Source organism: Mesorhizobium intechi, assembly GCF_002879535.1.
Lineage (GTDB): Bacteria > Pseudomonadota > Alphaproteobacteria > Rhizobiales > Rhizobiaceae > Mesorhizobium > Mesorhizobium intechi.
This window is the reverse complement of sequence record NZ_PNOT02000381.1, coordinates 1-22,704: the sequence shown is the minus strand read 5'-3', so window position 1 is coordinate 22,704 and position 22,704 is coordinate 1. Positions and strand designations below refer to the sequence as shown.

The following is a 22,704-nucleotide window of genomic DNA, read 5'->3' as shown; positions in this document are numbered from 1 at the left end:
TGTCTGGTCCAAAACCACCGGCCGCCTTGGGCGTGAGGTTTCTCGAAGCCTACTCGTGCAGTTGCTGCGGCTAAGCGCGCTGGCACGGCCTTTGCTGGAGATGCTGCAATATTGAGTTTGACCGCATAAGAACGCGAGACGATTGATGGTCTGCTGCGCCATCTCGGCGGCGCGCCCGCTCCACGGTCACGGCTACACCTTGGCAATGGCTGACGCGCGACTTTGCGGTTGCGCCGCCTGCCGCGCCGATGCGCCCGAAGTTCGTTGATAGTCCGCTCGGCAGATTGAGGAAACCGGCTGTTGACTGCTGCCAAGGCGGCGATGGCTGGGCTCATTCGGACTGTCTTGACCGTCGGTGTCATGAAGCCAAAGACACCATGCTGGACGTTATGCATGACCAAGACGAGTGGGAGTCACAACGAATGATTTTACCGGAACTGCGCTCTGCTATCCCAGCCGGCAGAGTTTTGGAGATAACGACGACCACAGGATGCATCGTGGGATGTTCATATTGTCCGGCAGGACAAGTTCGCTGACCGGCAAAGAAAGGTATCTGATACGAAGCATCTTAGTCTTGGAGATTTCAAGCGCTGTCTGGCGCGCGTACCAGCCTCCGTCGACATTGGTTTTGCCGGGTATTCTGAGCCATGGCTCAATCCCGATTGCACCGAAATGGTCGAGCACGCTTCCGCCAAAGGCCACGGCATCAGGATTTTCACGACGCTTGTGGGAATGAAGGGGCAGGATCTACAACGCTTGCAGGCGCTGCGGTTGGGGGTATTCGTGGTTCATGTTTTTGATGATGGCGCCCACATGAATAGCCGCCTTGTCGGAGACAAGTATCGCGATTTGGTTGGTCAACTCGTCGACGCCGACATCCCTTCGATCCGATTCGTGGTTTTGGGTGAGCCCCATCCCGATATCGCCGACATTATCCCTGCCCAAGCCCTAGTTCGCGCGCGACCGGTGAGCAGCAGGGGTGGAAGCGTAGACCCTAAGATTGTAGAACCACGGCAGCCAGTCGTCGGAGCGCTGATATGCGTGGACGAACGGCAGTATCGGAATGTACTCCTTCCAAACGGCGAGGTTACTCTCTGCTCCATGGATTTTGAGCGGCGTCACGTATTGGGCAACCTTCTATGCGATGAATATGGCGATCTCTTTAAAAGCCCAGTTTTTTGCGAAATCGTCGATCGCATTGAATGGAGCGGCTGGTTTTCTGCTTTGCAGGATGTGTGAGTTTGCCGATCCAAACGATAGAACTGACTGACGCCGGCTGACCGCGGCGGGCCTGAAATGCCGACGTCCCTGAAACGGCAAGATGCACATGCCCGCGAAGTCATCGTGTTTTCACGTCACGCTAACACGATCCCGTAGGCGCGGCAGTCAGCCTCGACTATTTCCGAGACGAAGTCCTCGAAAGTGGTCTTCGGTTTCCAATCGAGTTTTGTCGGCTGTCTTGGAGGCATCGCCGATCAGCAGGTCAACCTCGATTGGCCCGAAACAGCGTTTGTCGATCCGGATCAGCGCTTGATTACTCATGCGTTCACGGCCCACTCGTCAACGCCTTCGCCCTCCCAGACGATCTCCTTTTCGACTCGCCTGAAGGCAAGCCCCGACAAAGGTGCGGACCGTGTGTGTCTCGCCGGTTGCCAGCACGAAATCGTCAGGTTGATGCTGCAAGATGCGCCACATTCCCTCGACATAGGCGCGGGCCGAGCCCCGGTCGCGCTTTGCTTCCAGGTTTCCGAATAGAGACAGTCCTGTTTGCCGGCCATGATCGAGCCACCGCACGCGTCACCTTGCGCGTGATGAAAGTTTCGCCGCGCGTCGGCCCATCGTGATTGAACAGGATGCCATAGAGCCCGTATACCTCGCGGTAGTTCATGGTGATCCAGTAGCCGTAGAGCTTCGCCACCGCATAGCCGCATCCGTCGTGTCGCCGTAATGCAGGACCATGTCGGGATAGTCCTCATGAGGACCTTGATAACGGAAATTCCTTTTCATGGATCGACACTCGGCGCCGGGGCCAGTCCGCGATGACGGTGTTGTGGAAAGTGCCAAGAGCGCCTGCAACGCTATGAAGTCGAAAAGTACGATTACGTGCAAAAATCGGCGCCGGTGCAAGGTTTCGGCCTCAATGTCGGATACTCGACAGGATTGCGAACCTGTTTCCGTTGCCTTTGCTGATGTTTTGCTCTGGCACGTTCGATGCAGGGCACCCTCCCGAACGCAGCAGCGGAGGTCTTCTATGATCAAACCCACGGAAAAATGCTGTCGCCGCACTCATGACCGCGCCCTCGCTGGTCGCCAAGCAGGCCGAAGGTCGGCTCATCGCGGTCGAGGCGGGCGACAGCGTCCAATTGCAATGAGGGATAGGCTGCGAAAGCATGTCACTGACCACGCCGGGGTCATCGAGGGGGCATTCTCGATGTCAGCCACGCGCAACATGTCGTCGGCATGAGTCCCGATCTCATCACGGAGCCGGGATCTGCGGGCGTCACACCCGATACTACGAACGCGCGGACAAACTGTTGCAAGTCCTGTGGTATCGATGATGCGTGCGGGGAGGGCAAGCCCAACGGCTATGGCCGACATTCGCCGCGTACAGCGCCTGATTGGGAGGCGTCAGCAGGAGCAAGGCACCTGGAGCTCTCTTGCATTGGGATCGGTGCTGGCCCGTCCAACTTGAGCCTCGCGTGTCAGATCCATGAGCAGGTTGGGCACGGGGCCCTGTTCTTGGATCGGCAAGTTGACTTCCGCTGGCATCCAGGTAGCGCATTCGAGTCCTCAGAACTCCAGGTCAGCCACTTCAAGGATCTGGTCACGCTGGTGGATCCGCAGTCAGCCTACACTTTCATAAATTTTCTGCACGAGAACGGGCGTCTATACCACTTTCTGAATGCACAGTTTGATTCTGTGTTCAGGGCTGAGTTCGAACAATACCTGAACTGGGCGTTCCGCAGGAACCCACTTGTCCGCGGCGGCGAGACCGTCCACGAGATACGCTATGACGGCGAGTTTCGGGTGCGCACGGACGACGCGGTGCTTAGTGCCAGAGACTTGGTGGTCGGCATCGGCAAGAAAGCGCGGATTCCACCTCAATTTCAGGGCTGGATCGGACGCAACCTGTTCCATTCATCCGATTTGCTGCACATCCATCCTGAGGTGCGGCAAAAACATGTTTGCGTCGTTGGTGGAGGCCAGTCGGGAGCCGAGGTGCTGTTGCATTTGGTCGGTGGGCCAAGAGAACGGCGGCCTGCCTCGATCACCTGGGTCTCGCAGCGCGAAAACTACCTGCCCCTCGACAACAGCCCGTTCACAAACGAGTTGTTCATGCCCTGTTTTTCGGATCGTTTTGCGGCAATGAGCGAGACGCAGCGCAAGCTGTTCCTGCGGCGTTTCGTGCTTGCCTCGGATGGTATTTCGGATCGCACTTTGCGGGCCGTCTACCAGGCGCTGTATCGCCACGAATTTCTTGAGCCAGACCTATGTGACATCGCACTGCGGCCGGGTTGCAACGTTTCGCGCTGCATCAACGCCGGCGCGGGTCATAACTTGACGCTGCAGCGCGGCTTGGGCGACGTCGAAGAAGTCACGGCCGACATCGTCATCCTGGCCACCGGTTACGAGAACGCCGTGCCAAGCTTTTTGGAACCGATGGCGGATCGGCTGCAACAGACCGACAATGAGTTGGTCATCAACGAGGATTTTTCGGTGTGCTGGGACGGACCGCGCGACAGACGCATCTTCGTACAGAACGCCAATCCCGGGCAGCGCGGGCTGGCCGATCCGAACCTAAGCCTGCTGGCCTGGCGAGCTCGCCGCATTCTTGACAGCCTTCTGCAGCGCGCGCCGTGCGCGAACCCCGAACATCCTGGCTTTATCAGCCGTACCTCCGTCGAAAGCTGGCCCGACCCGGTAGCCGAAGAAATGGGCAGCGGGATATGAGTCATCGACTACTGATCATCGGCGGTGGCATCCAAGGAATGATGTCCGCCTCCGCTGCGGCGACGGCCGGAGCTCCCTCCGAACTCATCGTGACTGAACATGCCCTTGGACCTATGGGCGCATCGCTTTATTCTGCGGGCGTGCATTTGCCCCACGGTCGTCGAAACCGTACCAGGTCGCTCACTCGAAAGTACGCAGTGGCCCTGGCGGCCATGGCCGCGTCGGCCGTCAGCGGAGGCTTCCGGCCCGTAGCGATGCGTGTGGTGGCTGGACCGGGTGAGGTAAGTGATCGGGACCAGCTTAGGGAACCCCTGGACCCGGCTTGGCCTCGGATGGGCAGTCTAGCGCCGAACTTCTGCGGACGACCCGAACGGGAACTTGTCGCAAAGATACGCGTGGCGCACGGCTTGCGTTGCGTCAGGCTGCACGAAAGCTCGTCTTCTCGGGCAGTCGCACCACCAACAGCATGTTCGGCCGTGACTACTATGCAGACGTACCGGATCGACAGATCTTTGTGGGCCTGGGCGATCTCTCCATTGAGGAGGGACAACAACGCCTTGCAACCCACCGGGCATGCACTTAGCGTCGCTGTCTGCATGCCGTGGAGTATCGTCTCCGTCGGCCCCCACCCTGACAGCACCCGACTGCCCCTAACTGGAATGTTTGACCAACCCATCTTTCCAACAGGAGGCTTTTCGCATGTTGACCGATGCACAAAGAGAAAAGTGGAGGAAAGACGGATACGTCAGGCTCGAAAGGTTCTTCGATCCCGCGGCTCTGGAAGATATTTCCAGATTTGTGGAAGACATATCACGCTGGGAGGTTAGCAACGATAAATGGCTCATGTGGTTCGAGAAAACGACGGACAATCGGACGATCATCTCCAAAGCCGAGAATTTTCTCGACTTCCATGACCCATTGCGTCTTCTCCTTTTAGAAGATCAGCGCATAAAGTCTGCAGTTGATGGTTTGCTTGGCGAGGAGTCGCGCAGGCTCAAGGAATTGCTGATTTTCCACTATCCCGATAGCGGCGGCTATCGCCCGCATCAGGACATTTATCACATTCCACACAGGCTGCCCGACCGGATGGTCCATGCGGTCGTTGCCATAGGCATTGACGACTCCGATCCGGACAACGGCGGCCTTTTCTTCAGTCCCGGCAACCACAAGAAGGGGGTATTTCCCATGGATGCCGGCGGGGTAATCGACCCTGAAGTCACCCAAAGCTTTTCCTGGGAGCCCATAGTATGGAAGGCTGGCGACATCTTCATCTTCGACGATTACGCACCGCACTACTCACAACCGAACAAAAGCAATCGTTCTCGGCGAACACTCTACTTGGTGTTCCAGCGTGCTTCGACCGGTGGACCGACCCGCGCTGAATATAACGTGCTTAAGCGCGCCCTTAATCCGCCGGAGGGCAAAGAGGCCGATCTCGACAACCTCAAACCCCCAAACGGCATTTTCTATCGCGATTGAACTCACGGAACCAGGCGAGGCATGCGCACGAAACTGATCGACCGCTAGAAAAATGCGCGGAGAGCATGGCGTTCTGATTGCTGGCTACTGGATCATCACCCGCAATCCGTTACGACGCTTCGGTATGTCGATTGTGGAGGGGTCGCCGGGCGGTCTTCTAAAGCCCTCCTGGCGCCCGTCGTCGCCCGCCTGGGGCCCCAGCGCCGGATTATTCTGACGGAGGCGAACGTGTCGGGCTACCGCCTCTCATCGCAACTTGCAGCAGAAGCTGTTGCGTTGGCAGCCGAAGATATCACTGTTTCAATAGCTGAGGTTCGTTATGCGCAAATCCACGTTTTCTCGAACGGAGCTGTCGCGGGCGTTCGGTATTGACACGGCTACGCTTGGAACGGGAAGCGCGGGCACCGGGTTTTCATTTGGCAAGGTGGCACCGGGCGTCACATCCGAGCCCCATCGGCACGACGAAATCGAGGCCTTCGTGATCCTGTCTGGAGCGGGCAAGGTCAGGACCGATCTTGGGGAGATCCCGGTCGCGGCCGGCGATGTCGTTCTGTTCGACCCTTTTGAAGCGCATGTGCTGCACAACGATGGAGAGGAAGACCTAAATTTCGTCGATGTCTACTGGCGCGACGGCAAGGCCGCCCTCGAAGCTGCGGCACAAGTCGCGACTCCCCGCCGGCCGACCTTCGTCTTCTCCGCGCCACCGACGCCTAATGGCGATCTGCACCTGGGGCATCTTTCTGGCCCTTATCTTGGCGCCGATGTCTACACGCGTTTCCTGCGCATGAAAGGGGTCGAAGCCTACCACCTGACTGGAAGCGACGATTACCAGAGCTACGTCGCCACGCATGCCGATGCCGATCAATCGACGCCCGCAAAGGTGGCGCGCCACTACGCCGGCGAGATTCAAGCCACGCTTGCGCTTCTCGACTGTGAGGTCCACAGTTTCCTCTCCACTTTGGGCGATCGCGCTTATGCAGAGTTTCAAGCCGCGTGTTTCCGTAGTCTTCTGAGCAGCGCGGCGGTAGATCTGCGCCCGAGCCCTGCGCTCTTTGATGCTGTGACAGGCAACTACCTTTACGAACCGGATGTAAGCGGCCTCTGCCCCGATTGCGGCGGCTCCGCTGCTGGCAACATCTGCGAGGAATGCGGCGCGCCGAACCTATGCCACGACCTAGGTGCAGTCCGGTCGCGGCACTCGGCCGAGGCGCCGGTGGTCGGCTCCATGCGCCGTCCCGAACTTGCGCTGGAACGGTGCTACGTCAATATCGACCGGCATTTAAGGGAGTCGGCCGCCCCCGTTCGGATCATGGACCTCTTCGCGCGTCTACGCCAACGCGGCGACTTTTCCGTGCCCATCACCCACCCGTCGGACTGGGGGCTACCGGCCGAAGGGTTACCGGGGCAGGTGACCTGGGTCTGGCCAGAGATGGCGTTTGGTTTTCTTTACAACATCCAGGCGCTAGCTAGCTCGCTCGGTCGTGACTGGAATGCGGCCCTGCCCAGCAACGACTGGCAGATAGTCCATTTCTTCGGTTTCGACAATTCATTCTACCACGCGCTACTTTGCCCCGCCGTTTACGCCGAGGTCTTTTCCCACTGGACGCCGCACGTCCGGTATCACGTGAACGAGTTCTACCTGCTAGACGGCCAGAAGTTCTCGACCAGCCGCGGCCATGCTGTCTGGGGCAAAGAAGTTCTAGGCCCAAAGACAGTCGATGTCGTCCGTCTTCATTTGGGCCTGACACGCCCGGAGGGTGAGCGGACGAACTTCACGCTGGACGCGCTACGCCACACCGAGAACGAGGTGTTCCAAGGGATCTGGCTGGATTGGCTCGATGCGCTGCACCGGGAAATCAAGCAGGACTTTGGCGGCTGTGTGCCCGACGCAGGCGACTGGGCTCCTGACGATCGCGCTTTCTTTGCTCGGATAGAGATCCATCGCGCGGCGATGGAACGCGCCTATTCGGACGATGGCTTCTCGGTGCGGCGCGCGGCCGCGCAAGCCTGCTGTTTCGTGAGCGATTGTGTATTCTACCGACAGGCGCAAGACTATGCAGCGGCGCGACGTCTCTATCCCGCCCGCACCCGGACTTCGCTCGCCCTTCAGACGACGGCCGCTGCGATCCTGGCACAGACACTCGCGCCGCTGATGCCCCGTTTTGCCAGCACGCTGGCGCGAGGCATCGATGGCGTCTCAACCGAAACATGGCCCACGTCCGTCCGGCGCCTTGCGCCAGGAACGACCTTTGATCTCGGACCCGTGCTAGGCTTCTACGCCAGAGCAGAGCTTCCTGTTCTCAATGAGGAGGAGGCAAATAGCCTATCGTAATTTCGACCAGATTTGGGCGGCAATCAAAGCCGAGGATGCCGAAGCTTTACTCGCTACCACTGGCTGCCCGAAGGCCACTCCTAGACCATAGGTACAAACACTGGCCGGCCTTAACCAACATATCGTCGAGGCGCCGGCCCGCGCCTTGGAGGATCGCTCGGTTGACAGCTTTCGGGCGCTTGCTATTCGTGCGGCAAATGCCGAGCGGGCTGCACTGCGCTGACCAACTTTTTCGGAATCGCGGAATTTCCGACCTGTAGCCCGCCGATCAAGAAGGTCATGCGGTTCGGGGCGCTGGGTCGGCCTAGCTGTGCGCGCCCGCGCTTCGCCGGCGGCGAATGATGCTAGATGAGCCGACGCCAACATTACCGCAGGGCAGACAGCCAAGCCGCTCTCGCCCTCAAGCGTCTGACGCATGATGCGTGTCCAAAAGCTGACAGCGGCAGAAAACATGTCGGGTTCAAAACAACCGGCCGTCTTGGGCTTGTAAGGTTTCGAGGCAGAATCAAGCATTTACTGCGGGCAACGCGCTGGCATGACGTTTGCTGGTTTAGATCGGCAATACTGAGTGAGGGCTGATCGCATGAGAACACGCAAGACTTTGATGGTCTCCTAACCGGTGTGTTCCGTTCTGAGAGAACCAGCTCGCGCATAAACGTCAGGAAAGGTGTGGGAATGGAGAACAACATGTTGCGTAGAGAGTCCCCGGCTCCTCTGATCAAAATGGACGACTGGCTGCGTGGCTAACCTCCGAACTTTCAGCCCGGCAAGGTGTCGGGATGACAAGTGGAATGGAACTCTGATCAATTCGCCCATTTTCTGCGGCGCGCCCGCAGTAACTGTGTTCATGAAGTACAGGGTCGACGGTTTGCTCCAGGTCAGGGCTCGGACCTTAGACTTCCAACCGAATAGCCGCGGCGGCGATATTCGACGCGAATTTGGCCCGTCGTTGAAGACGTCACAGTCCAGGACCTGTTCAAGGTCGGCAGGGGCAGCATTTACGTGGAATCGGCCTGGCGAGGCCGGACGTCGGCTACGTAAGCGAGCCCGAAGTCAGCGTAACCGAAAGCAGAAATCCTCCGTTGAGGACGAGACCTGAAATTGAGGAAACGAAATGTCTCACGCAGCGCTTGGCCCTGCCGTCAAGAAGGATGGCGAGGCCCTTTCCCGCCCGTTCGTCAAATGCCTCCTGCGGCTGATCCGTGCTCAGGATTTTCACGGCTCATGCCAACGGAAATCGGACACCGGGCTGCTGGCCGATTTCCTCATCACCAAGGAAGTGCGCCGGAATATCCACTCATTGGCAATCCGGATCCGGACGTGCTGTGGAGGCTCGACATGTCGGAGCTGGCGATCGAGGAGCGCTCAGGCGTGATGACATTGTCAACAACAGAAATCAAACGTCTGTCGAGACGTCTACCGGTTCGGCTTCGAGACTCTCCGGAAACTCGCGGATACCGGCGCCAAACTGGTCGGCGATGCGACTGCAGCTATAGCCTATCCCGACGTGGCGCGGGCGTGATGAAACCCATTTTCGAGGAAGGATCATGTCAAACCTGGATGAGATGGCGAAGAAAGTCCGAAAGCTTCAACTGCGCGCGGCAATTGCCAAGACGAACTTGCGCGACCTTGCCGAGGGTCTCCCGGTCAAATGGATTGAGATAGAGGAAGTCGCCGAGAAAACGCATGCCGTTTATGCCGAGTTGGATGGTGCCAGGAGAGAGCTCGCCAAAATGAAGACTTTGCGATGAGGGACACATTCATCAGCCGCGACGGCTCCATATGGGTGCCGGAATATCTGATCGCTATCGATGGCAAGATCTGTATCGGCTGCGGCCGCTGCTTCAAAGTCTGCTCGCGCGAGGTCATGCATCTTTACGGCGTCGATGACGCGGGTGAAATCCTCGGCGCCTGCGACGCCGATGACGACGATTTCGACGGTGAGCTCAATCGCATGATCATGGTTGTCGACCATGCCGGCCGCTGCATTGGCTGCGGAGCCTGCGGCCGCGTCTGCCCAAAGAACTGCCAGACCCATGTCGCGGCCGACCAGATCGCAGCATGAGCTGCACGATTTGACGAGACAAAATCAGGAGAACGCCATGCGCTTCATCATCTTTTGTCGGGTCCTCGGGCTGGTCCTGGGCGGCAACGCTGTGACGGTTTACTTCGCCTCGCATTCGTTCCGTCTAGCAGTCGTCACGACGCTGGGCTGTTCGCTATTTCTTCAGCTGGGCTATTTCGCAAGTGTGCTCTTTCTGATTTGGCGATCGAGCTGCGCTGGCAAAGCCGGGCAAGGGGCTGAGCTTTTCGATAGGTCCCCGTCGCGCGACGATGAGCATAGGAATGAAACTCAAGATGTGCCCCAGCGCAATCAAACGCTCGGCATATCGCTGCTCCTCCCTTGAGGCACCGTAACAAGATCAGAGCTCAGATTCATCCCTTTGTTCAAGTTTGATTATTCAGGCCATGGTTCCCTGGTAAGGTCGAAGGCGACGGCATTCTCATCGTTCTACCGCCCAAGGGAATGCAGTTTCGGTTCTCCGGGCGGATTCGCCGATGACGGTCCTGTGTTTCGGCGTGCGATTTTGACACCTGAGGCGGGGAATCGGCGTCCAATTTTGACCCCCGGTTGGAGAGCGCCCCAGGGGTGGACACTGATCAGGCTGCGGTTTTGCCCGTCTGCCGGATGTGTTGATCCTCGCGATCATCTGCGCGACCGCATTCCCCGCGCCGCCTCTCGTGGCCGCGCCCTCTTGAATTGAAGGTACAGACAGTTCCTCTTTTAAAAGCGACATCCGCCCTGTCCGTCAGCCGGAGAACAGTCGGAGCTAAAACCCGGTCACCACCAGTTCGCCAGGTCGAAATGGCAGCGAACGACCTTGCGGGGCGGGTTCAGGCGTAGGTCGATGCCGAGAGGCACGTTCGGCATTGTTCAATAACCGACAAATGTCGGGTATGCAACGTAGAGGAAGCTGACTCTTGGGTGTTTCTTAAATGCTTTTTGGCTTGGCACGGTACATGCTCGTTATTGCGCAAAACGCACGGATTGAGTTGTCCCACCGCCACGAAAGTCGCTAGCTTACGCCACCTCCCAAGGCGAACCCGGCCCGGCAGGGAGCTCCGTCTCTGCCGGGCATGCCTTTCAGACGACTCGCGTTCAGAACAGCAGCAAGTTCACGTCAGCAACACCGACACAGATTACTAATCAGTTGCTGGATACCGCTAGGACCGACACGCTCGTCAACTACAATCCGACGACTTACGGCCGCGGCGAGGCCAGCCTTTCGAGGGCATTGGCACCGGTTTCGATCAGGTATACGAGCACTTCGATCGAGCAGCTGAAACCTCTGTGAGGCGTTGAGCGCCACAAAAATCGCCTCGCAGAATTCGGCTCGGCAACCGTGCAGTTCCTGCCGGTCCAATCGCAAAAAAGAGCCACTGCATTTTTATCGAAGTCTGTTGGTTTGGCGGTCTGGCTGCACTTGCAAAGCTGGCAAAAACGCAGATGCCGACCGCGTGTAGTCGTAGGTTTCCTAGGCGATGGTCGCCTCATCGCAGCATGGCGACATGTGGATCGCTTCGTCTCAATCGCAAGGAGAGCGCTGGAAATCCCCAAAGCTCTGATGGGTGGTCGGAGAGCGCGGCCTACCAATCCAAGCAGCGCTTATGGAACGAGTTTTGCGTGGCTATTTCAGCTGAATGATCGTCGCCGGAGAGAATATGCTGGAAAAATTCGAGCGTTATCCGCTCACCTTTGGACTCACACCCATCGAGAAGCTCGACCGGCTCGGCAAGCATCTGGGCGGCAAGGTGGAAATCTACGCCAAACGCGAGGACTGCAACTCTGGTCTGGCGTTCGGCGGCAACAAGCTGCGCAAGCTCGAATACATCATCCCCGACGCGATCGCGTCAGATGCCGATACCCTTGTCACCGTCGGCGGCGTGCAGTCCAACCACACGCGCATGGTCGCCGCCGTTGCCGCCAAGATCGGCATGAAATGTCTCCTGGTCCAGGAGAGCTGGGTTCCACATGAGGATGTCGTCTACGACCGGGTCGGCAACATTCTCTTGAGCCGCATCTTGGGCGCAGAGGTGCGTCTGGTCGACGATGGCTTTGACATCGGTATCCGCCGCAGCTGGGAAAAAGCGCTCTATGAGGTCAAGGCAAGGGGCGGCAGGCCCTATGCGATACCGGCCGGGGCGTCTGTTCACCCGAATGGAGGTCTCGGCTATGTGGGGTTCGCGGAGGAAGTGCGCGCCCAGGAGGAACAGCTTGGGTTTGCCTTCGACTACATGGTCGTTTGCACGGTCACCGGTTCAACGCACGCCGGCATGTTCGTCGGATTCGCCAAGGACGGTCGACAGCGCAACGTGATCGGTATCGATGCCTCTGCTACCCCGGCCAAGACCAAGGCGCAGGTGCTTAGCATTGCCCGACATACAGCGACCCTCGTCGAGCTCGGATCGGAACTTGCCGAGGATGACGTGGTGTTGATCGAGGACTACGCGCACCCGCGGTACGGCATTCCATCCGAGGAAACCAAGGAGGCGATCCGTCTGTGTGCGCGGCTCGAGGGTATGATTACCGATCCCGTCTATGAGGGCAAATCGATGCAAGGGCTGATCGACCTCGTCCAGAAAGGCTTTTTTCCAGAGGGCTCGAGGATACTTTACGCGCATCTCGGCGGCGCGCCGGCCATCAACGGTTATGGCTACACCTTTCGCAATGGCTGATGCTCGACAGATCTCCACGTGCTGTGCCTGCCGGAACAGCGCTGCGCCAAGTTTGACCGAAGGCCCGTGGGCAAACTTCAGCGGGCAGCTGTTAACTGCCGCCACGACGTGGGGGTCGTGGTGCTGGCATGCTTGCCAGCATTTGCCTGTGCTCAATGTGTCCTGGAGCCGCATAAGAAGGGAGAAGACATAGCCGTTTGACTTTCTTGTCATTTTGCGGTGCGGCGATAATCGCCGTAAATTTGATAAATTGTAAGCCACCGAAGATATCCGCAGGCGCGTGGTATCTACTTGAGTAGGTTTGGAAGCTGTGACCAAGCGTGGGGGAGGGAAGAGGCGTCCCCCGCGACGTGACAGCGCGCAGTCGGTATCCGGCTTAACGAGGGCTTGCTCATACCTATTGCGAGCGTCGACGAGACTGTCGTCCCTTCGGCAATTTTGACCGAAACGGCGCGTCCAGCCGGCGCGTTGCCTTCCGGCGGGTTCGTCCACCTAGCGCTCTTTTAGCACTACGTCGGAGGGGGTTAGGGGCTACGACGTAGCTGAGCCGCTCTATACGGAGGGGCGCGCGAGGCGAGGCGACGATGAGGTCGAGTTGTTCCCCGATCGCCTCTACGTAGCTCTAAGTGTCGACAGATCCATATCGGCCTGTTTCTCGATCTTCGAGGCAGAAGGCTGATTGATCTTGAGGGACAAGGCAATCTCTGCCTGGGCTTCCGAGCCGCACGGCGCAGATCGCCGAGGCTCTCGACCTCCGTCCTTAGCTCTTCGAAACGTGCATCGACACGCTCCCGACGCTCCTCAGGGAGGGCTGCGATCACGTCATCAAGCTTGCGTTCCATCACCACTTCTCCTTCTTCGCCGCCGCCCGGCGGTTGGGATGCCCTTGATGGCATTTGTCCAATGGCGTGTTGATTGGTGGCCCGGAAAGGGAAGTCGCATCTGGCCATTGCCATCGCCCGGGCGCTCATCCGCGACAGCAGGCGCGGCTACTTCGACGGAACAACGACCGCACTGCTCGATCCTCTCACGCATCATTGCGAGATCATCGAAATCGGACATGAATCCTGGCGCTCCAAGAACCGCACCTGATCACCACATGGCCCAAGACGATCCGCGCTCGCCGGGCTTCGCAACCCGGACCAGCTCCGCCCGGCGAGCGCTAAACGCGATGCGTTGCCGCCAATTTTTACCGGGATATTCGCTGCGGCCAAGCAAGAGGGACATCTTCTCAAAAAAAGCAAAACTGGGCTCATTATCGATGTAGCACCGCCAAAGTGCTCTACTGGGTGCATTTGCAGAGCGCGATTGACGAGTATCTGGGAGGGTTTTGCGCCGAGCTGGAACGGTCCGTGCAGTCCAAAATGCGTTCATAGGAAATATGATCACTTGGCGAAAACGGCTGTTTGACCCGGATCTTTCTTTCAGTGGCTGAGCGGAGTGAGATTGGTCGATGTCTGCATCGTCATGGGTGTTGCAATCAACGATGCCCAAAATGGCGAGCAGCATCTGGCGGTCAAAGCCCTCAAGGGATTTGGCGGCGGAATCCTTGCGGTGGTCGACGACTTAGACAGGGATACTTATCGCCCGTCCATGCCGCTTCGCTGGTGTGATCTGCATCTTTGCTTCCAGAAGAAGGGCAGGGACACGCGCAAGTGCGAAGTCGACCTCGTTACAGCGATTGAAGGTGGCTGAGATGCACGATCGCGAAAACTATCGGAAAGGAACAACGTCATGACTGAAGAATCACCGGCGAAATCCAGCGGCAACGTATTTGCGGATTTGGGCTTTGACAATTCCGAAGAGGAATTGCGGAAAGCCAAGCTCGCCCGTGAGATCCGCGCCATCATTATGCGTCGGCGCCTCACTCAAGCCAAATCAGCGCAATTGCTTGCTATGAAACAGCCCGACATATCCGCCGTAGTCATGGGCGAACAGGGCAAGTTCTCTATAGATCGCCCGATGCGCTGCCTCGATCGACGCGCTTATAAGGTGGACGTTGTGGTGCGCCACAAGCCGCGCAAATCGGCGCCGACGGCCGATGCAGCCTAATCATTGGCGGAAGCGTGGGGTCCAGCTCTCGACAAGATAGGCTTCCTCGGAGATTTCCATCTCCTCGTCCTCTGGCCTATTTCGGTGGATACGAGGACCATGAGTGCCGAACTGCCCTTGCGCCCCAGTTTTCCTCCCGGAAGCGGTCGTTGCTTCGCAGCGGTACGGATGACCTTATCCGGACGACGATGGCTCTTCCGATTCTTAAGTCCAAATGCTCTCTGGCGTGAGGATCTCGAACGGAACGATCCGCTGTTCGATTAGCCGTGTGTCCGTACGTTCGATCATGCGCAGCATTACGTCGATGAGTTCTTCAGGCATCCTGTCGACGGGATGGCACAAGGAAGCAGTAATCGAGCCTTCGCTCAATCCCTTGCGTGTCTCGGGCCCGATGTCTCGGCAGACGACCCGGATTTTGCACTGCTGCTCCGCAGCGAGCTCGCGCATAGCACGCAGGACGCCGGAAATGCCGCCGCCATTAACGAAGATGCCCCGGAGCTCCGGCTCCTCCGCTATCAGCCTGCGAACGATTGCATAGGCGTTCTTCGGCGCCTCATGGGTCAGCAGGGTTTCGCTGACGTGGAACTCGGGCGCGTGCTCGCGCATATAGGAGCGAAAGCTCGCATCCGAGATGTCTTGGAACTGATAACGGTTGCTGCCGATGAGAGGAAAGACCTTGCCGGGCCGACCGGACGTCTGGCTGATAAACCATGCTGCGGTGCGGCCGGCCTTCCAGTTGTCGGTCCCCACAAAGCCGGCCCGGCTGGCGGCGGACAGGTCGGTGACGTAGGCGATCACCGGAACGCCCTTGACGCGCAACTCATCAATCGCCTGGCCGACGAGCGGGTGATCGGCCGAGATCACCGCGATTGCATCGGCGCTTCCGCCCATCTTGAGCTGATTGGCAGCGACCGCTTCTGGGGAAGGGTCGTCCTGGAAGAGCATGTCGGGCTCAATAACCGCATCTGTGCGTCGCGCGCAGGCACCTAGAAGCGCCTCGGCCCAGATCCGGCAGAGCGGCCGGTGCGATTGCTGCATGAGAAAGCTCAAGTGCCGATGCGGGAGATTGTCCCGCCTGCGTTCGTGCAGCGGCCCCGAACTGCGGAAGCCGATCTGCTGCGCTGCGCTCAAGATGAGGTCGGCCGTCTGCGGTCGCAGTGTGCCAGTTCCGTGCAAGAGCCTATTGACGGTGGAAACACTTACGCCCGCGGCTTTCGCCAGATCGGCGATCGTTGGTCTGTTCATCAGCCGCCTCTCATATGCAATTCGTGAATGACTTTCTTTCAAGTGCAAAGGCCATGTCTGCGCGAAAGAGGCGTAGGTCTCCGGATCCTTCGTGGAGAGGCCTGACATATTGCACGAAATCTCGGCGCCGCCTGACGCCAATCGGCAAGATTGTTCGCCCGCGGCCGCCCGTTTTTCCCGATGGCACCACGCGCGCTGCGGCTGTGCGATCCGAAGCCGCGCGGCGCGCTGCAACGCGAAGGCGCCAATCTGGCTGACGTCAACGGACAGTGCTTTCTGGACCTCGACAACACTTTCGCCATTCTGATGCATTGGGATGGCTTTGCCCCCGGCGCTTAATGCGGTCGCGCGCATCCTTCATGACGGCAGCGGCCTTTTCAATTCGACGGTACATGAGATCGACTTTGCTGAATTACCTGCTCGATTGTCTCCGGCGATTGTGCAGATCATTTCGTCAACTTCGACACTGAGGCTGTGACGATCGCCATCAAGACGGCACGCGTATTCACTGGACGCAGGAGCATTACGAGATCGAAGGCGCTTATCAGGAATCCTATGATTGGGCCGAGGTAGGCCAGGGGAGGGATATCCGCATCGCGTCGCCGCAGGCGCCTGCGCCCGTGCGGGCTTACGCAGGCGCCGGCATCGATTGCCGATGAGGTCGTCATTCGTCACTTCAATGATGCCAATGGTGCGGCCATGCTGGTTATGGACCTGCATCGACGATCCTCCAGGATAAGGGCAGGCTCGGGCATCAACGGCCTCTCGTCGAAACCACAACCTCCCCTTTTTTTTGGCGGTACGCTCCACGATCAATCCGACCGGGATTAAGGATAATAACCGCGGCCTGCTCGCTATGGTGCTGAACTCCCCTACCAAACAGCACCACGCGAACGGCAAAGATCATCAAGGTCGATGGTATGGAACAGCCCTTCGAAACGGCATCGAAGGCGCCTACCCTGGTCGTGCTGAACACCACAAAGAGAAGGAAACGATCTATGGAACAGGTTGCCACCGTCGGCCTGGATCTGGGCGCTCACGTCATTTCATGGGCCGCCACCGGTGCCTCTTTGCGGGATCGGAATTGCTCCCATCCTGCTGCGCGAAGATTACACTCGATGCAGGTCCCGCAACCGAAACCCCAGCTATGTCTATGCTCGCGGTCTCCACTATAGCAGGTGTGGCTTCCCTCGCAGATGAGCTTCACCAGCGCCTCGCCGCCCAGCCAGTCCGCCAGCGCCCAGGTCTGCGCCTTGTCGAGCCGCATGAGGGGTGTGTGAATGACGAAACGCGTCTCCATTCCAAGGTTCAGGGCAAGTTGCATCGCTTTAACTGCGTCATCTCGACAATCCGGGTAGCTGAAACGATCCGTCTCGGACACGCCGATCACGAGGTGTTTCGCGCCCATCCGGTAAGCTATCGCGGCCGTAAAGCCGAGGAACAGAAGGTTGCGGCCAGGCACGAAGGTATTTGTCAGACCGTTCGCGTTCACTGCGACCTCGACGTCGCGCGTGAGCGCGCTATCACTGATTTGGCCGAGCACGGCCATGTCGATCATGTGGTCCTCGCCTAACCGACCACGCCAGACCGGAAAGTCTTTTCGAATGCGCCCGAGCAGGTAGGGCCGCACATCGAGCTCGATCCGGTGCCGCTGCCCATAGTCGAAGCCGATTGTCTCGACGCGCTCGAAGTTCCCGAGCGCCCATGCCAGGCAGGTTGTCGAATCCTGGCCGCCGGAGAAAAGGACGAGTGCGGTTCCCGGATCTCGTTGCATCGGGTCAACCCTCGTATTCAGCCCAGCACAGCGGTGTCTCATAGACTGTTACCGAGCACATTTGGCCAAGAAGCGGCTTGGTTTGGTCCCAGATCCAGACCGCAATGTTTTCCGCGGTCGGATTGTCGAGACCCTCAATCTCATTCAGATACTGATGGTCGAGACGTTGTAGAAGCGGTCCGAACACAGCCTCGACATCGAAGAAATCGATGACAAAGCCCGTGTCTGGATCGACGGGCCCTTCCAGACGCAGTTCCACACGGTATGAGTGGCCATGCACGCGGTGACAGCGATGGGTCTTTGGCACGCGCGGAAGACAGTGCGCTGCCTCGAAGGTGAAAGCTTGCCTAATTTTCATGGGATCCCGAGAAGTTTGTGGGTTTGAAGGCTCAAGCGCCAACGTGGGTTGGCAAGACAATAGGCCACTGCGGCGGTCGTATTCGCCTCGCGCTCGGGCCCATCCATCGGCTGAAGCAAAAGGTGCTCAAACCCGAGAACTTCGAAATGTTCGGGCTCCGCGCCAATCTGAGGATATACAAGCTTTAGCTCGTCCCCTGCCATGACCACGAGGCGTGCATTGCATTTCGGACTGACGCACAGCCAGTCGATGCCGGCGGGTGTGGGGATGGTACCGTTGGTCTCCACGGCAATTTCAAACGCCAAGCAATGCAGCGCTTCCAGGAGTTCTTCATCGATCTGGAGGAGGGGTTCCCCTCCGGTGAGCACGACAAGACGCTGCCCAGTTCCCGACCCGCGCCAGGCTTGCTCGACCGTCAACGCAAGGTCTTGTGCGGTGGCGAAATGTCCGCCACCGGGGCCGTCTACCCCAACGAAATCGGTGTCGCAGAATCCGCAGAACGCTCTTGCCCGGTCGTCTTCACGTCCCGACCAAAGGTTACAGCCGGCGAAACGACAAAATACGGCGGCCCGCCCGGCTTTTCGTCCTTCACCTTGAAGGGTGTAGAAAATTTCCTTGACCGCATATGACATTGCTTAAGCGGCCTTCGAGTGAGCAAAGGAGCATCTCTGCAGGCTTACGAGACGCGGCAAAGGGTGAGGAATGCCATGCGGCACGTTTTGCAGCTCGTTCCACAGTCGAGGGTCGTTGCCGAAAACACACTCGCCCGAACTCCACGCAGAATTGGGTTTCAGCGGGTGGAGACTGCGGGGAAGGGCCTCTCGCTCCTCGAAGCCTATCACCACGAGAAACGCCTCGATCACGCCGCTCATCGCGAGGATGCCTTGACTAGGACGAGGCGTGAGAATCCTGGGGTCTCCTCGAAAGCCTTCCTTACAGCACGGAAGAACTCGCTCATCAGACGCAAGCCGCGCTCCAGGATGAGGCGGTCGAGCGATGAATAGATCGTGTGCGGCGGCAGGGCGCCGAGAAAATCCGCCATGTCCCGATCGGTGATCTGAAGGGCTTCATCGATGGTCTTGCCGACGATGAATTCGGTAAACGTCGAGGAAGCGGTTATGGCCGAGCCGCGGCCGAAGATCTGGAACGTTGCGGCGGTAATCGTCTGCGTCTTAGGATCGAAACCCATTATCAATTTAAGTCCATCGCCGCAGGCAACGGCGCCGACCTCGCCGGCCGCATTGGGGGTTTCCAAAGCGCCGACATTGTTCGGGTTGATGAAATAGAGCTTGTCGCTGAAGAGGTATATGTTGTCGGTGTCGTCCCGCATGGGCGCCGATCCTTGTCGTGATGGCGGCTAGCCGAAGGACTTGCCGCAGGCGCATTTGTCCCGCGCATTGGGATTGTCGAAGACAAAGCCCGAGGACTCCAGGTCCGTGACGAAGTCAACGGTCATGCCGGCGAGATGGGGCTGGGAGTTTGCGTCGACGAACACCTTGAACCCGTCCGTCTCCATGATGGCATCGCCCTCGCGCGAGACGCTTTCCAGACCCATCAGGTATTTGAGGCCGGCGCAGCCGCCCGCCTCGACCATGATACGAAAGCCTTCCGCCGGCTCGTCGGCACGGGAAAGCGCGGCCTTGACGGCGGCGACGGCGTTTTCAGTGAGTGTGATCATGAGACTATTTTCTTGCTGATGCATTCGCAAGCGCCGCTGCACAGAACGTGCCAGAGAGGAAATTCAATAGAAGCCACTGATTAGCGGATTTGGCGCCCTGTCTCACATCCAACAATTGTCGGATGTCGGACAAAGTGAAACCTTGCGTACAGAAGCGGCGTTGGACACATCGCCAGTGGCGTCGCCTGAGCCAGCGTTTTCGATCACATGAATGTTGACCAGTGTAAGGGTGGGAACTCTTAAGTCGTGCTGCGCTCCACAAGGCGCCATCGTGACCACGCAGTGCGGTGGCGAACACCGGGTGGTCGATAGCCGCATCGATCGCGATTCCTCGAGGGCGGAGTCGATTCTGCGTCAGTTCGTGGGTGCCGAACACCACTCGCGTGCTCGGCGCGTGGCCTGCAGTGCGGCCGTCACCTCGGGAGGGCCGACTGAGGCATTGTAGACGCCGCGAAGCCAAGGGGGTGGCCAACGCGCCGCCCAGCGAACGGCGCAATCACCGCCACGGCGGCCACGGCCGCGATTAGAGGCCGCGGTCAGTTCCAGTTCTGTCGCCAGTTCGCGGTCTGGCTCGTCCGCGTTCCAAAACGAAACTCGAGCGAGCACCGGTCTCGCCGTCACATCGAAGCAGAGAAATTGCTATCTGTCACAGCTACTCGTCGGCAAGGATCCCGTGACGGCCGACATAGAGAAATACCCAAGCATCGTGGTTGCAGTCATGCTTGGAAAAACCGGTGCGGCTATGTCAGTGGCCCCCGCCAACAACGCCGCGGATAGCGTTGCCGCAAGGCGGTACTGACTGTCACGCTATCGCTATCCAAAGCGTTGCAACAGATTCGTCAAACAAGTTTACAGACTCTTTGCGAATGCAAGTCGCTGACCATGATACGTTCGCTTTAAGTCAGAGATTGGCCGCAGCTAATCGTCGAAATCAATGGTTTGGAATGCGTGAACATAGAACCTGCAGCGTTGAATCGCAAGCCGCATACAGAGAGGCCCTTTAATGGATATCGGCATTTTTGAAGCTTACGAGTCTAACGTTCGTCGCTATGGACGATCCTTCCCAACAGTCTTTACAAAGTCTCTTGGGGCGACAATCTGGGACGAGTCCGGAAAACCTTATATTGATTTCATTGTTGGGTCAGGTGCGCTCAATTACGGTCATAACAATCAAGATATTATGGCGCCGGCAATTCAATATCTCGCCGACCAAAATATCGTCTTGTCGCTTGATATGTACACAACTGCAAAGCGTGATTTCATCGAAGTGTTCGTCAATTCGATCTTGAAGCCCCGGGGCCTTTCTTACAAGATACAGTTTCCTGGGCCAACCGGGACAAACGCTAACGAAGCGGCGCTGGCGCTGGCGCGAAAATATACCGGCCGCTCGAGTGTCATGGCCTTCACAAATTCGTACCATGGCATGTCGCTCGGCTCCTTGGCGGTGTCGGGTTCAGCGTCAACCAGGCAGCTTGGCGGCGTTGCTCGCCACGATGTGATCCGTGTCCCTTACGAGAACTATCCGAACCAAACTTTCGATTCCGCGAGTTACATTGATCACGTGTTGGGCGACCCAGGCAGCGGGATAGAAAAGCCGGCCGCAATCATCCTGGAGCCCATCCAGGCAGAAGGCGGCATGAACACCGCATCCGCACCATGGCTCGCAGAAATTCAGCGCATTTGCCGTAAACACGACGTTGTTTTCATCGTCGATGACATTCAGGCAGGTTCGGGACGAACGGGCGATTTCTTCTCATTTGAGTTCGCAAAAATCGAGCCCGACATCGTGTGTCTTTCGAAATCGCTAAGCGGTTCAGGTAATCCGTTGTCTATAGTTCTGATTCGCCCCGACATGGACATATGGAAACCGGGAGAACATAGCGGGACCTTTAGAGGCAATAACCTCGCCTTTGTGACTTCCGCGGCCATGTGCTCAATGTGGTCCGATAAGCAGTTTACTACAGCCGTCGAGCGGACGGCCGTCAAACTGCAAGAACACCTTGATCGCCTCGTTGCGAAATTTCCCAAGTGCATCGAACAAAAGCGCGGCCGTGGTCTGATGGCCGGCCTTAAGTGCCGGTCACAGGCCGTTGTTGGCCGTGTGCACGATGTCGCGTTCGAAAACGGCCTGCTGATCGAATCCTCCGGGCCAAATCGCGACGTCATCAAAGTCCTTCCGCCGATAACAATCTCAGATGACGAACTTGATCACGGCATTGCCATCCTCGATCAGGCACTACAGGAGAAAACCAATGGCGACTAACCAAGTAGCTCAAACGCCGGCCATCTCGCCTCTTATAATCAAAGAACGAACCGGCTCGATCAGCACTGCGGAGATCATCTCAGTTCTGAAAGGTGAGATCACGGCTCTGCACATCAAGCATGCTTTCAGCGCCGAAGTAGCCGAGGACATCACTACGAAGTTTTTTGGCAGTCCCGGTCTCAACGAGCGCAAAGATGGCGTGCCCGGGCAATATGTCGGTGCATCCCACTACAGGAAGGATGCGGCCACCTATTTCAAGGAGGCGGAAAATGCGCGGCCGCACGTTGAGGCCCTTTTTGGCAATTTAGTTGACCCGGTCCGAGCCCTATTCGACGCATTGAAGCGCGAGCTTCACAAACAAGGCATTGAATTGCGGTTGGCGCGTTCAGAACACGGTCAGGCTAACGTTTGTCGGGCTCTCAGTTGGACCGGCAGCGGCACATTTTCCTTGGACCCCCACGACGATGTCGCTCAAGTGCTACGTGCTGGGAACGACTACGAGCTCTCTGCGGTGGCGCACAATACCGTCGCCGCGCTCAACTTCTACCCCAGTATGTCCGAGGAAGGCGGCAATCTGCGGCTCTGGAGCCACAAGCCGACAGTTGACGACCGAAAGTCGCAGGGTGTGGAGACTACGGGATATCCCTATTCGGCAGCATATCTCGAGGCCGTGCCTAGTCGCGAAATCCAGCTCAAGGCCGGGGATATCGCGCTACTTGACGGCGGTTTCGTTCATGGGGTTACCGGTCAATCAAGCAAAGGAAAGCGTCGCGTGCTGCTGAATTGCTTTTTCGGATTTGCGCGGCCAGATCTTGTTCTCTGGTGGACCTGACGC

At 58.2% G+C, this 22,704-nt stretch carries 19 protein-coding genes and 3 pseudogenes; 15 read left to right on the top strand and 7 right to left on the bottom strand.

Annotated elements, in window-relative coordinates:
* The first annotated feature begins 672 nt into the window (after nucleotides 1–672).
* Nucleotides 673–1,239 carry an SPASM domain-containing protein gene (locus C1D09_RS32025; protein ID WP_246135958.1) on the top strand — a complete coding sequence of 189 codons (567 nt, stop codon included), beginning with the start codon at nucleotides 673–675 and terminating at the stop codon, nucleotides 1,237–1,239.
* Between the two features lie 116 nt (nucleotides 1,240–1,355).
* Here C1D09_RS32025 and C1D09_RS32020 read toward each other — a convergent pair.
* Nucleotides 1,356–1,924 (bottom strand): annotated as a pseudogene (locus C1D09_RS32020) (GDP-mannose 4,6-dehydratase); the annotation flags it as partial.
* 722 nt (nucleotides 1,925–2,646) lie between these two features.
* Here C1D09_RS32020 and C1D09_RS32015 point away from each other — a divergent pair.
* From C1D09_RS32015 to C1D09_RS31955, 11 genes and pseudogenes are all read left to right on the top strand, one after another.
* Nucleotides 2,647–3,951 carry a lysine N(6)-hydroxylase/L-ornithine N(5)-oxygenase family protein gene (locus tag C1D09_RS32015; protein ID WP_143977922.1) on the top strand — a complete coding sequence of 435 codons (1,305 nt, stop codon included), beginning with the start codon at nucleotides 2,647–2,649 and terminating at the stop codon, nucleotides 3,949–3,951.
* A gap of 699 nt (nucleotides 3,952–4,650) precedes the next feature.
* Nucleotides 4,651–5,430 carry a phytanoyl-CoA dioxygenase family protein gene (locus tag C1D09_RS32010; protein ID WP_143977920.1) on the top strand — a complete coding sequence of 260 codons (780 nt, stop codon included), beginning with the start codon at nucleotides 4,651–4,653 and terminating at the stop codon, nucleotides 5,428–5,430.
* A gap of 319 nt (nucleotides 5,431–5,749) precedes the next feature.
* Complete coding sequence (locus tag C1D09_RS32005) at nucleotides 5,750–7,762, top strand: class I tRNA ligase family protein (RefSeq protein WP_143977919.1); 2,013 nt, start codon at nucleotides 5,750–5,752, stop codon at nucleotides 7,760–7,762.
* A gap of 1,114 nt (nucleotides 7,763–8,876) precedes the next feature.
* A pseudogene (locus C1D09_RS32000) lies at nucleotides 8,877–9,284 on the top strand (DUF269 domain-containing protein).
* Between the two features lie 25 nt (nucleotides 9,285–9,309).
* On the top strand, nucleotides 9,310–9,513 hold the full coding sequence (locus C1D09_RS31995; RefSeq protein ID WP_027033222.1) for a CCE_0567 family metalloprotein: 204 nt from the start codon (nucleotides 9,310–9,312) through the stop codon (nucleotides 9,511–9,513).
* The gene (gene fdxB, locus C1D09_RS31990; protein WP_143977918.1) at nucleotides 9,510–9,827 is read left to right on the top strand and encodes a ferredoxin III, nif-specific; all 318 of its coding nucleotides are present in this window, start codon (nucleotides 9,510–9,512) and stop codon (nucleotides 9,825–9,827) included. Before C1D09_RS31995 ends, fdxB begins: the two co-directional genes overlap by 4 nt.
* A 37-nt stretch (nucleotides 9,828–9,864) precedes the next feature.
* Nucleotides 9,865–10,170: an exopolysaccharide production repressor protein gene (locus C1D09_RS31985; protein ID WP_143977917.1), complete on the top strand. Its 306-nt coding sequence runs from the start codon at nucleotides 9,865–9,867 to the stop codon at nucleotides 10,168–10,170.
* A gap of 1,315 nt (nucleotides 10,171–11,485) precedes the next feature.
* Nucleotides 11,486–12,499 (top strand): 1-aminocyclopropane-1-carboxylate deaminase, encoded by a 1,014-nt coding sequence (locus C1D09_RS31970; protein ID WP_143977921.1) that lies wholly within the window; start codon nucleotides 11,486–11,488, stop codon nucleotides 12,497–12,499.
* Between the two features lie 1,005 nt (nucleotides 12,500–13,504).
* Nucleotides 13,505–13,591: pseudogene (locus C1D09_RS34015) on the top strand (ATP-binding protein); the annotation flags it as partial.
* Between the two features lie 354 nt (nucleotides 13,592–13,945).
* Nucleotides 13,946–14,194, top strand: a complete 249-nt coding sequence (locus tag C1D09_RS31960; RefSeq protein WP_246135956.1) for a type II toxin-antitoxin system RelE/ParE family toxin — start codon at nucleotides 13,946–13,948, stop codon at nucleotides 14,192–14,194.
* A gap of 39 nt (nucleotides 14,195–14,233) precedes the next feature.
* Nucleotides 14,234–14,551, top strand: coding sequence for a helix-turn-helix domain-containing protein (locus C1D09_RS31955; RefSeq protein ID WP_143977916.1), 318 nt, complete (start codon nucleotides 14,234–14,236; stop codon nucleotides 14,549–14,551).
* 204 nt (nucleotides 14,552–14,755) lie between these two features.
* On the opposite strand, the gene C1D09_RS31950 is transcribed toward C1D09_RS31955, so the two are convergent.
* Nucleotides 14,756–15,796: a LacI family DNA-binding transcriptional regulator gene (locus C1D09_RS31950; protein WP_143977915.1), complete on the bottom strand. Its 1,041-nt coding sequence runs from the start codon at nucleotides 15,794–15,796 to the stop codon at nucleotides 14,756–14,758.
* A 150-nt stretch (nucleotides 15,797–15,946) separates the two neighbouring features.
* Between C1D09_RS31950 and C1D09_RS33385 the strand changes: the two genes are divergently transcribed.
* A complete protein-coding gene (locus tag C1D09_RS33385; RefSeq protein WP_167514835.1) occupies nucleotides 15,947–16,135 on the top strand; it encodes a hypothetical protein in 189 nt (62 codons plus the stop codon).
* A 697-nt stretch (nucleotides 16,136–16,832) separates the two neighbouring features.
* Here the strand turns inward: C1D09_RS33385 and queC are convergent.
* The 5 genes from queC to C1D09_RS31920 all read right to left on the bottom strand — a co-directional run bounded on the left by queC (nucleotide 16,833) and on the right by C1D09_RS31920 (nucleotide 19,606).
* Nucleotides 16,833–17,570 carry a 7-cyano-7-deazaguanine synthase QueC gene (queC, locus tag C1D09_RS31945; RefSeq protein WP_143977914.1) on the bottom strand — a complete coding sequence of 246 codons (738 nt, stop codon included), beginning with the start codon at nucleotides 17,568–17,570 and terminating at the stop codon, nucleotides 16,833–16,835.
* Nucleotides 17,571–17,574: 4 nt separating this feature from the next.
* Nucleotides 17,575–17,928, bottom strand: coding sequence for a 6-carboxytetrahydropterin synthase QueD (gene queD / locus C1D09_RS31940; RefSeq protein ID WP_143977913.1), 354 nt, complete (start codon nucleotides 17,926–17,928; stop codon nucleotides 17,575–17,577).
* Nucleotides 17,925–18,560, bottom strand: a complete 636-nt coding sequence (queE, locus tag C1D09_RS31935; protein WP_143977912.1) for a 7-carboxy-7-deazaguanine synthase — start codon at nucleotides 18,558–18,560, stop codon at nucleotides 17,925–17,927. The genes queD and queE overlap by 4 nt, the downstream gene beginning before the upstream one ends.
* A 236-nt stretch (nucleotides 18,561–18,796) precedes the next feature.
* Nucleotides 18,797–19,258, bottom strand: coding sequence for an iron-sulfur cluster assembly scaffold protein (locus tag C1D09_RS31925; protein ID WP_143977910.1), 462 nt, complete (start codon nucleotides 19,256–19,258; stop codon nucleotides 18,797–18,799).
* Between the two features lie 27 nt (nucleotides 19,259–19,285).
* Nucleotides 19,286–19,606, bottom strand: coding sequence for a HesB/IscA family protein (locus C1D09_RS31920; protein WP_010913634.1), 321 nt, complete (start codon nucleotides 19,604–19,606; stop codon nucleotides 19,286–19,288).
* A 1,003-nt stretch (nucleotides 19,607–20,609) separates the two neighbouring features.
* On the opposite strand from C1D09_RS31920, the gene ectB reads away from it, so the two are divergent.
* Nucleotides 20,610–21,869 (top strand): diaminobutyrate--2-oxoglutarate transaminase, encoded by a 1,260-nt coding sequence (gene ectB / locus C1D09_RS31915; protein WP_143977909.1) that lies wholly within the window; start codon nucleotides 20,610–20,612, stop codon nucleotides 21,867–21,869.
* Nucleotides 21,859–22,701 (top strand): 2OG-Fe(II)-dependent halogenase WelO5 family protein, encoded by an 843-nt coding sequence (locus tag C1D09_RS31910; RefSeq protein ID WP_143977908.1) that lies wholly within the window; start codon nucleotides 21,859–21,861, stop codon nucleotides 22,699–22,701. The genes ectB and C1D09_RS31910 overlap by 11 nt, the downstream gene beginning before the upstream one ends.
* The last annotated feature ends 3 nt before the right edge of the window (nucleotides 22,702–22,704 follow it).

What these genes read in the sequence shown, in the direction of transcription:
- queC (WP_143977914.1), bottom strand. Translation starts at nt 17,570, where the DNA reads ATGCAACGAGATCCGGGAACCGCACTCGTCCTTTTCTCCGGCGGCCAG.
- ectB (WP_143977909.1), top strand. Translation starts at nt 20,610, where the DNA reads ATGGATATCGGCATTTTTGAAGCTTACGAGTCTAACGTTCGTCGCTAT.
- C1D09_RS31925 (WP_143977910.1), bottom strand. Translation starts at nt 19,258, where the DNA reads ATGCGGGACGACACCGACAACATATACCTCTTCAGCGACAAGCTCTAT.
- C1D09_RS31995 (WP_027033222.1), top strand. Translation starts at nt 9,310, where the DNA reads ATGTCAAACCTGGATGAGATGGCGAAGAAAGTCCGAAAGCTTCAACTG.
- fdxB (WP_143977918.1), top strand. Translation starts at nt 9,510, where the DNA reads ATGAGGGACACATTCATCAGCCGCGACGGCTCCATATGGGTGCCGGAA.
- C1D09_RS31955 (WP_143977916.1), top strand. Translation starts at nt 14,234, where the DNA reads ATGACTGAAGAATCACCGGCGAAATCCAGCGGCAACGTATTTGCGGAT.
- queD (WP_143977913.1), bottom strand. Translation starts at nt 17,928, where the DNA reads ATGAAAATTAGGCAAGCTTTCACCTTCGAGGCAGCGCACTGTCTTCCG.
- C1D09_RS31950 (WP_143977915.1), bottom strand. Translation starts at nt 15,796, where the DNA reads ATGAACAGACCAACGATCGCCGATCTGGCGAAAGCCGCGGGCGTAAGT.
- C1D09_RS31970 (WP_143977921.1), top strand. Translation starts at nt 11,486, where the DNA reads ATGCTGGAAAAATTCGAGCGTTATCCGCTCACCTTTGGACTCACACCC.
- C1D09_RS31985 (WP_143977917.1), top strand. Translation starts at nt 9,865, where the DNA reads ATGCGCTTCATCATCTTTTGTCGGGTCCTCGGGCTGGTCCTGGGCGGC.
- C1D09_RS31910 (WP_143977908.1), top strand. Translation starts at nt 21,859, where the DNA reads ATGGCGACTAACCAAGTAGCTCAAACGCCGGCCATCTCGCCTCTTATA.
- C1D09_RS31920 (WP_010913634.1), bottom strand. Translation starts at nt 19,606, where the DNA reads ATGATCACACTCACTGAAAACGCCGTCGCCGCCGTCAAGGCCGCGCTT.
- C1D09_RS32005 (WP_143977919.1), top strand. Translation starts at nt 5,750, where the DNA reads ATGCGCAAATCCACGTTTTCTCGAACGGAGCTGTCGCGGGCGTTCGGT.
- C1D09_RS32025 (WP_246135958.1), top strand. Translation starts at nt 673, where the DNA reads ATGGTCGAGCACGCTTCCGCCAAAGGCCACGGCATCAGGATTTTCACG.
- C1D09_RS32010 (WP_143977920.1), top strand. Translation starts at nt 4,651, where the DNA reads ATGTTGACCGATGCACAAAGAGAAAAGTGGAGGAAAGACGGATACGTC.
- queE (WP_143977912.1), bottom strand. Translation starts at nt 18,560, where the DNA reads ATGTCATATGCGGTCAAGGAAATTTTCTACACCCTTCAAGGTGAAGGA.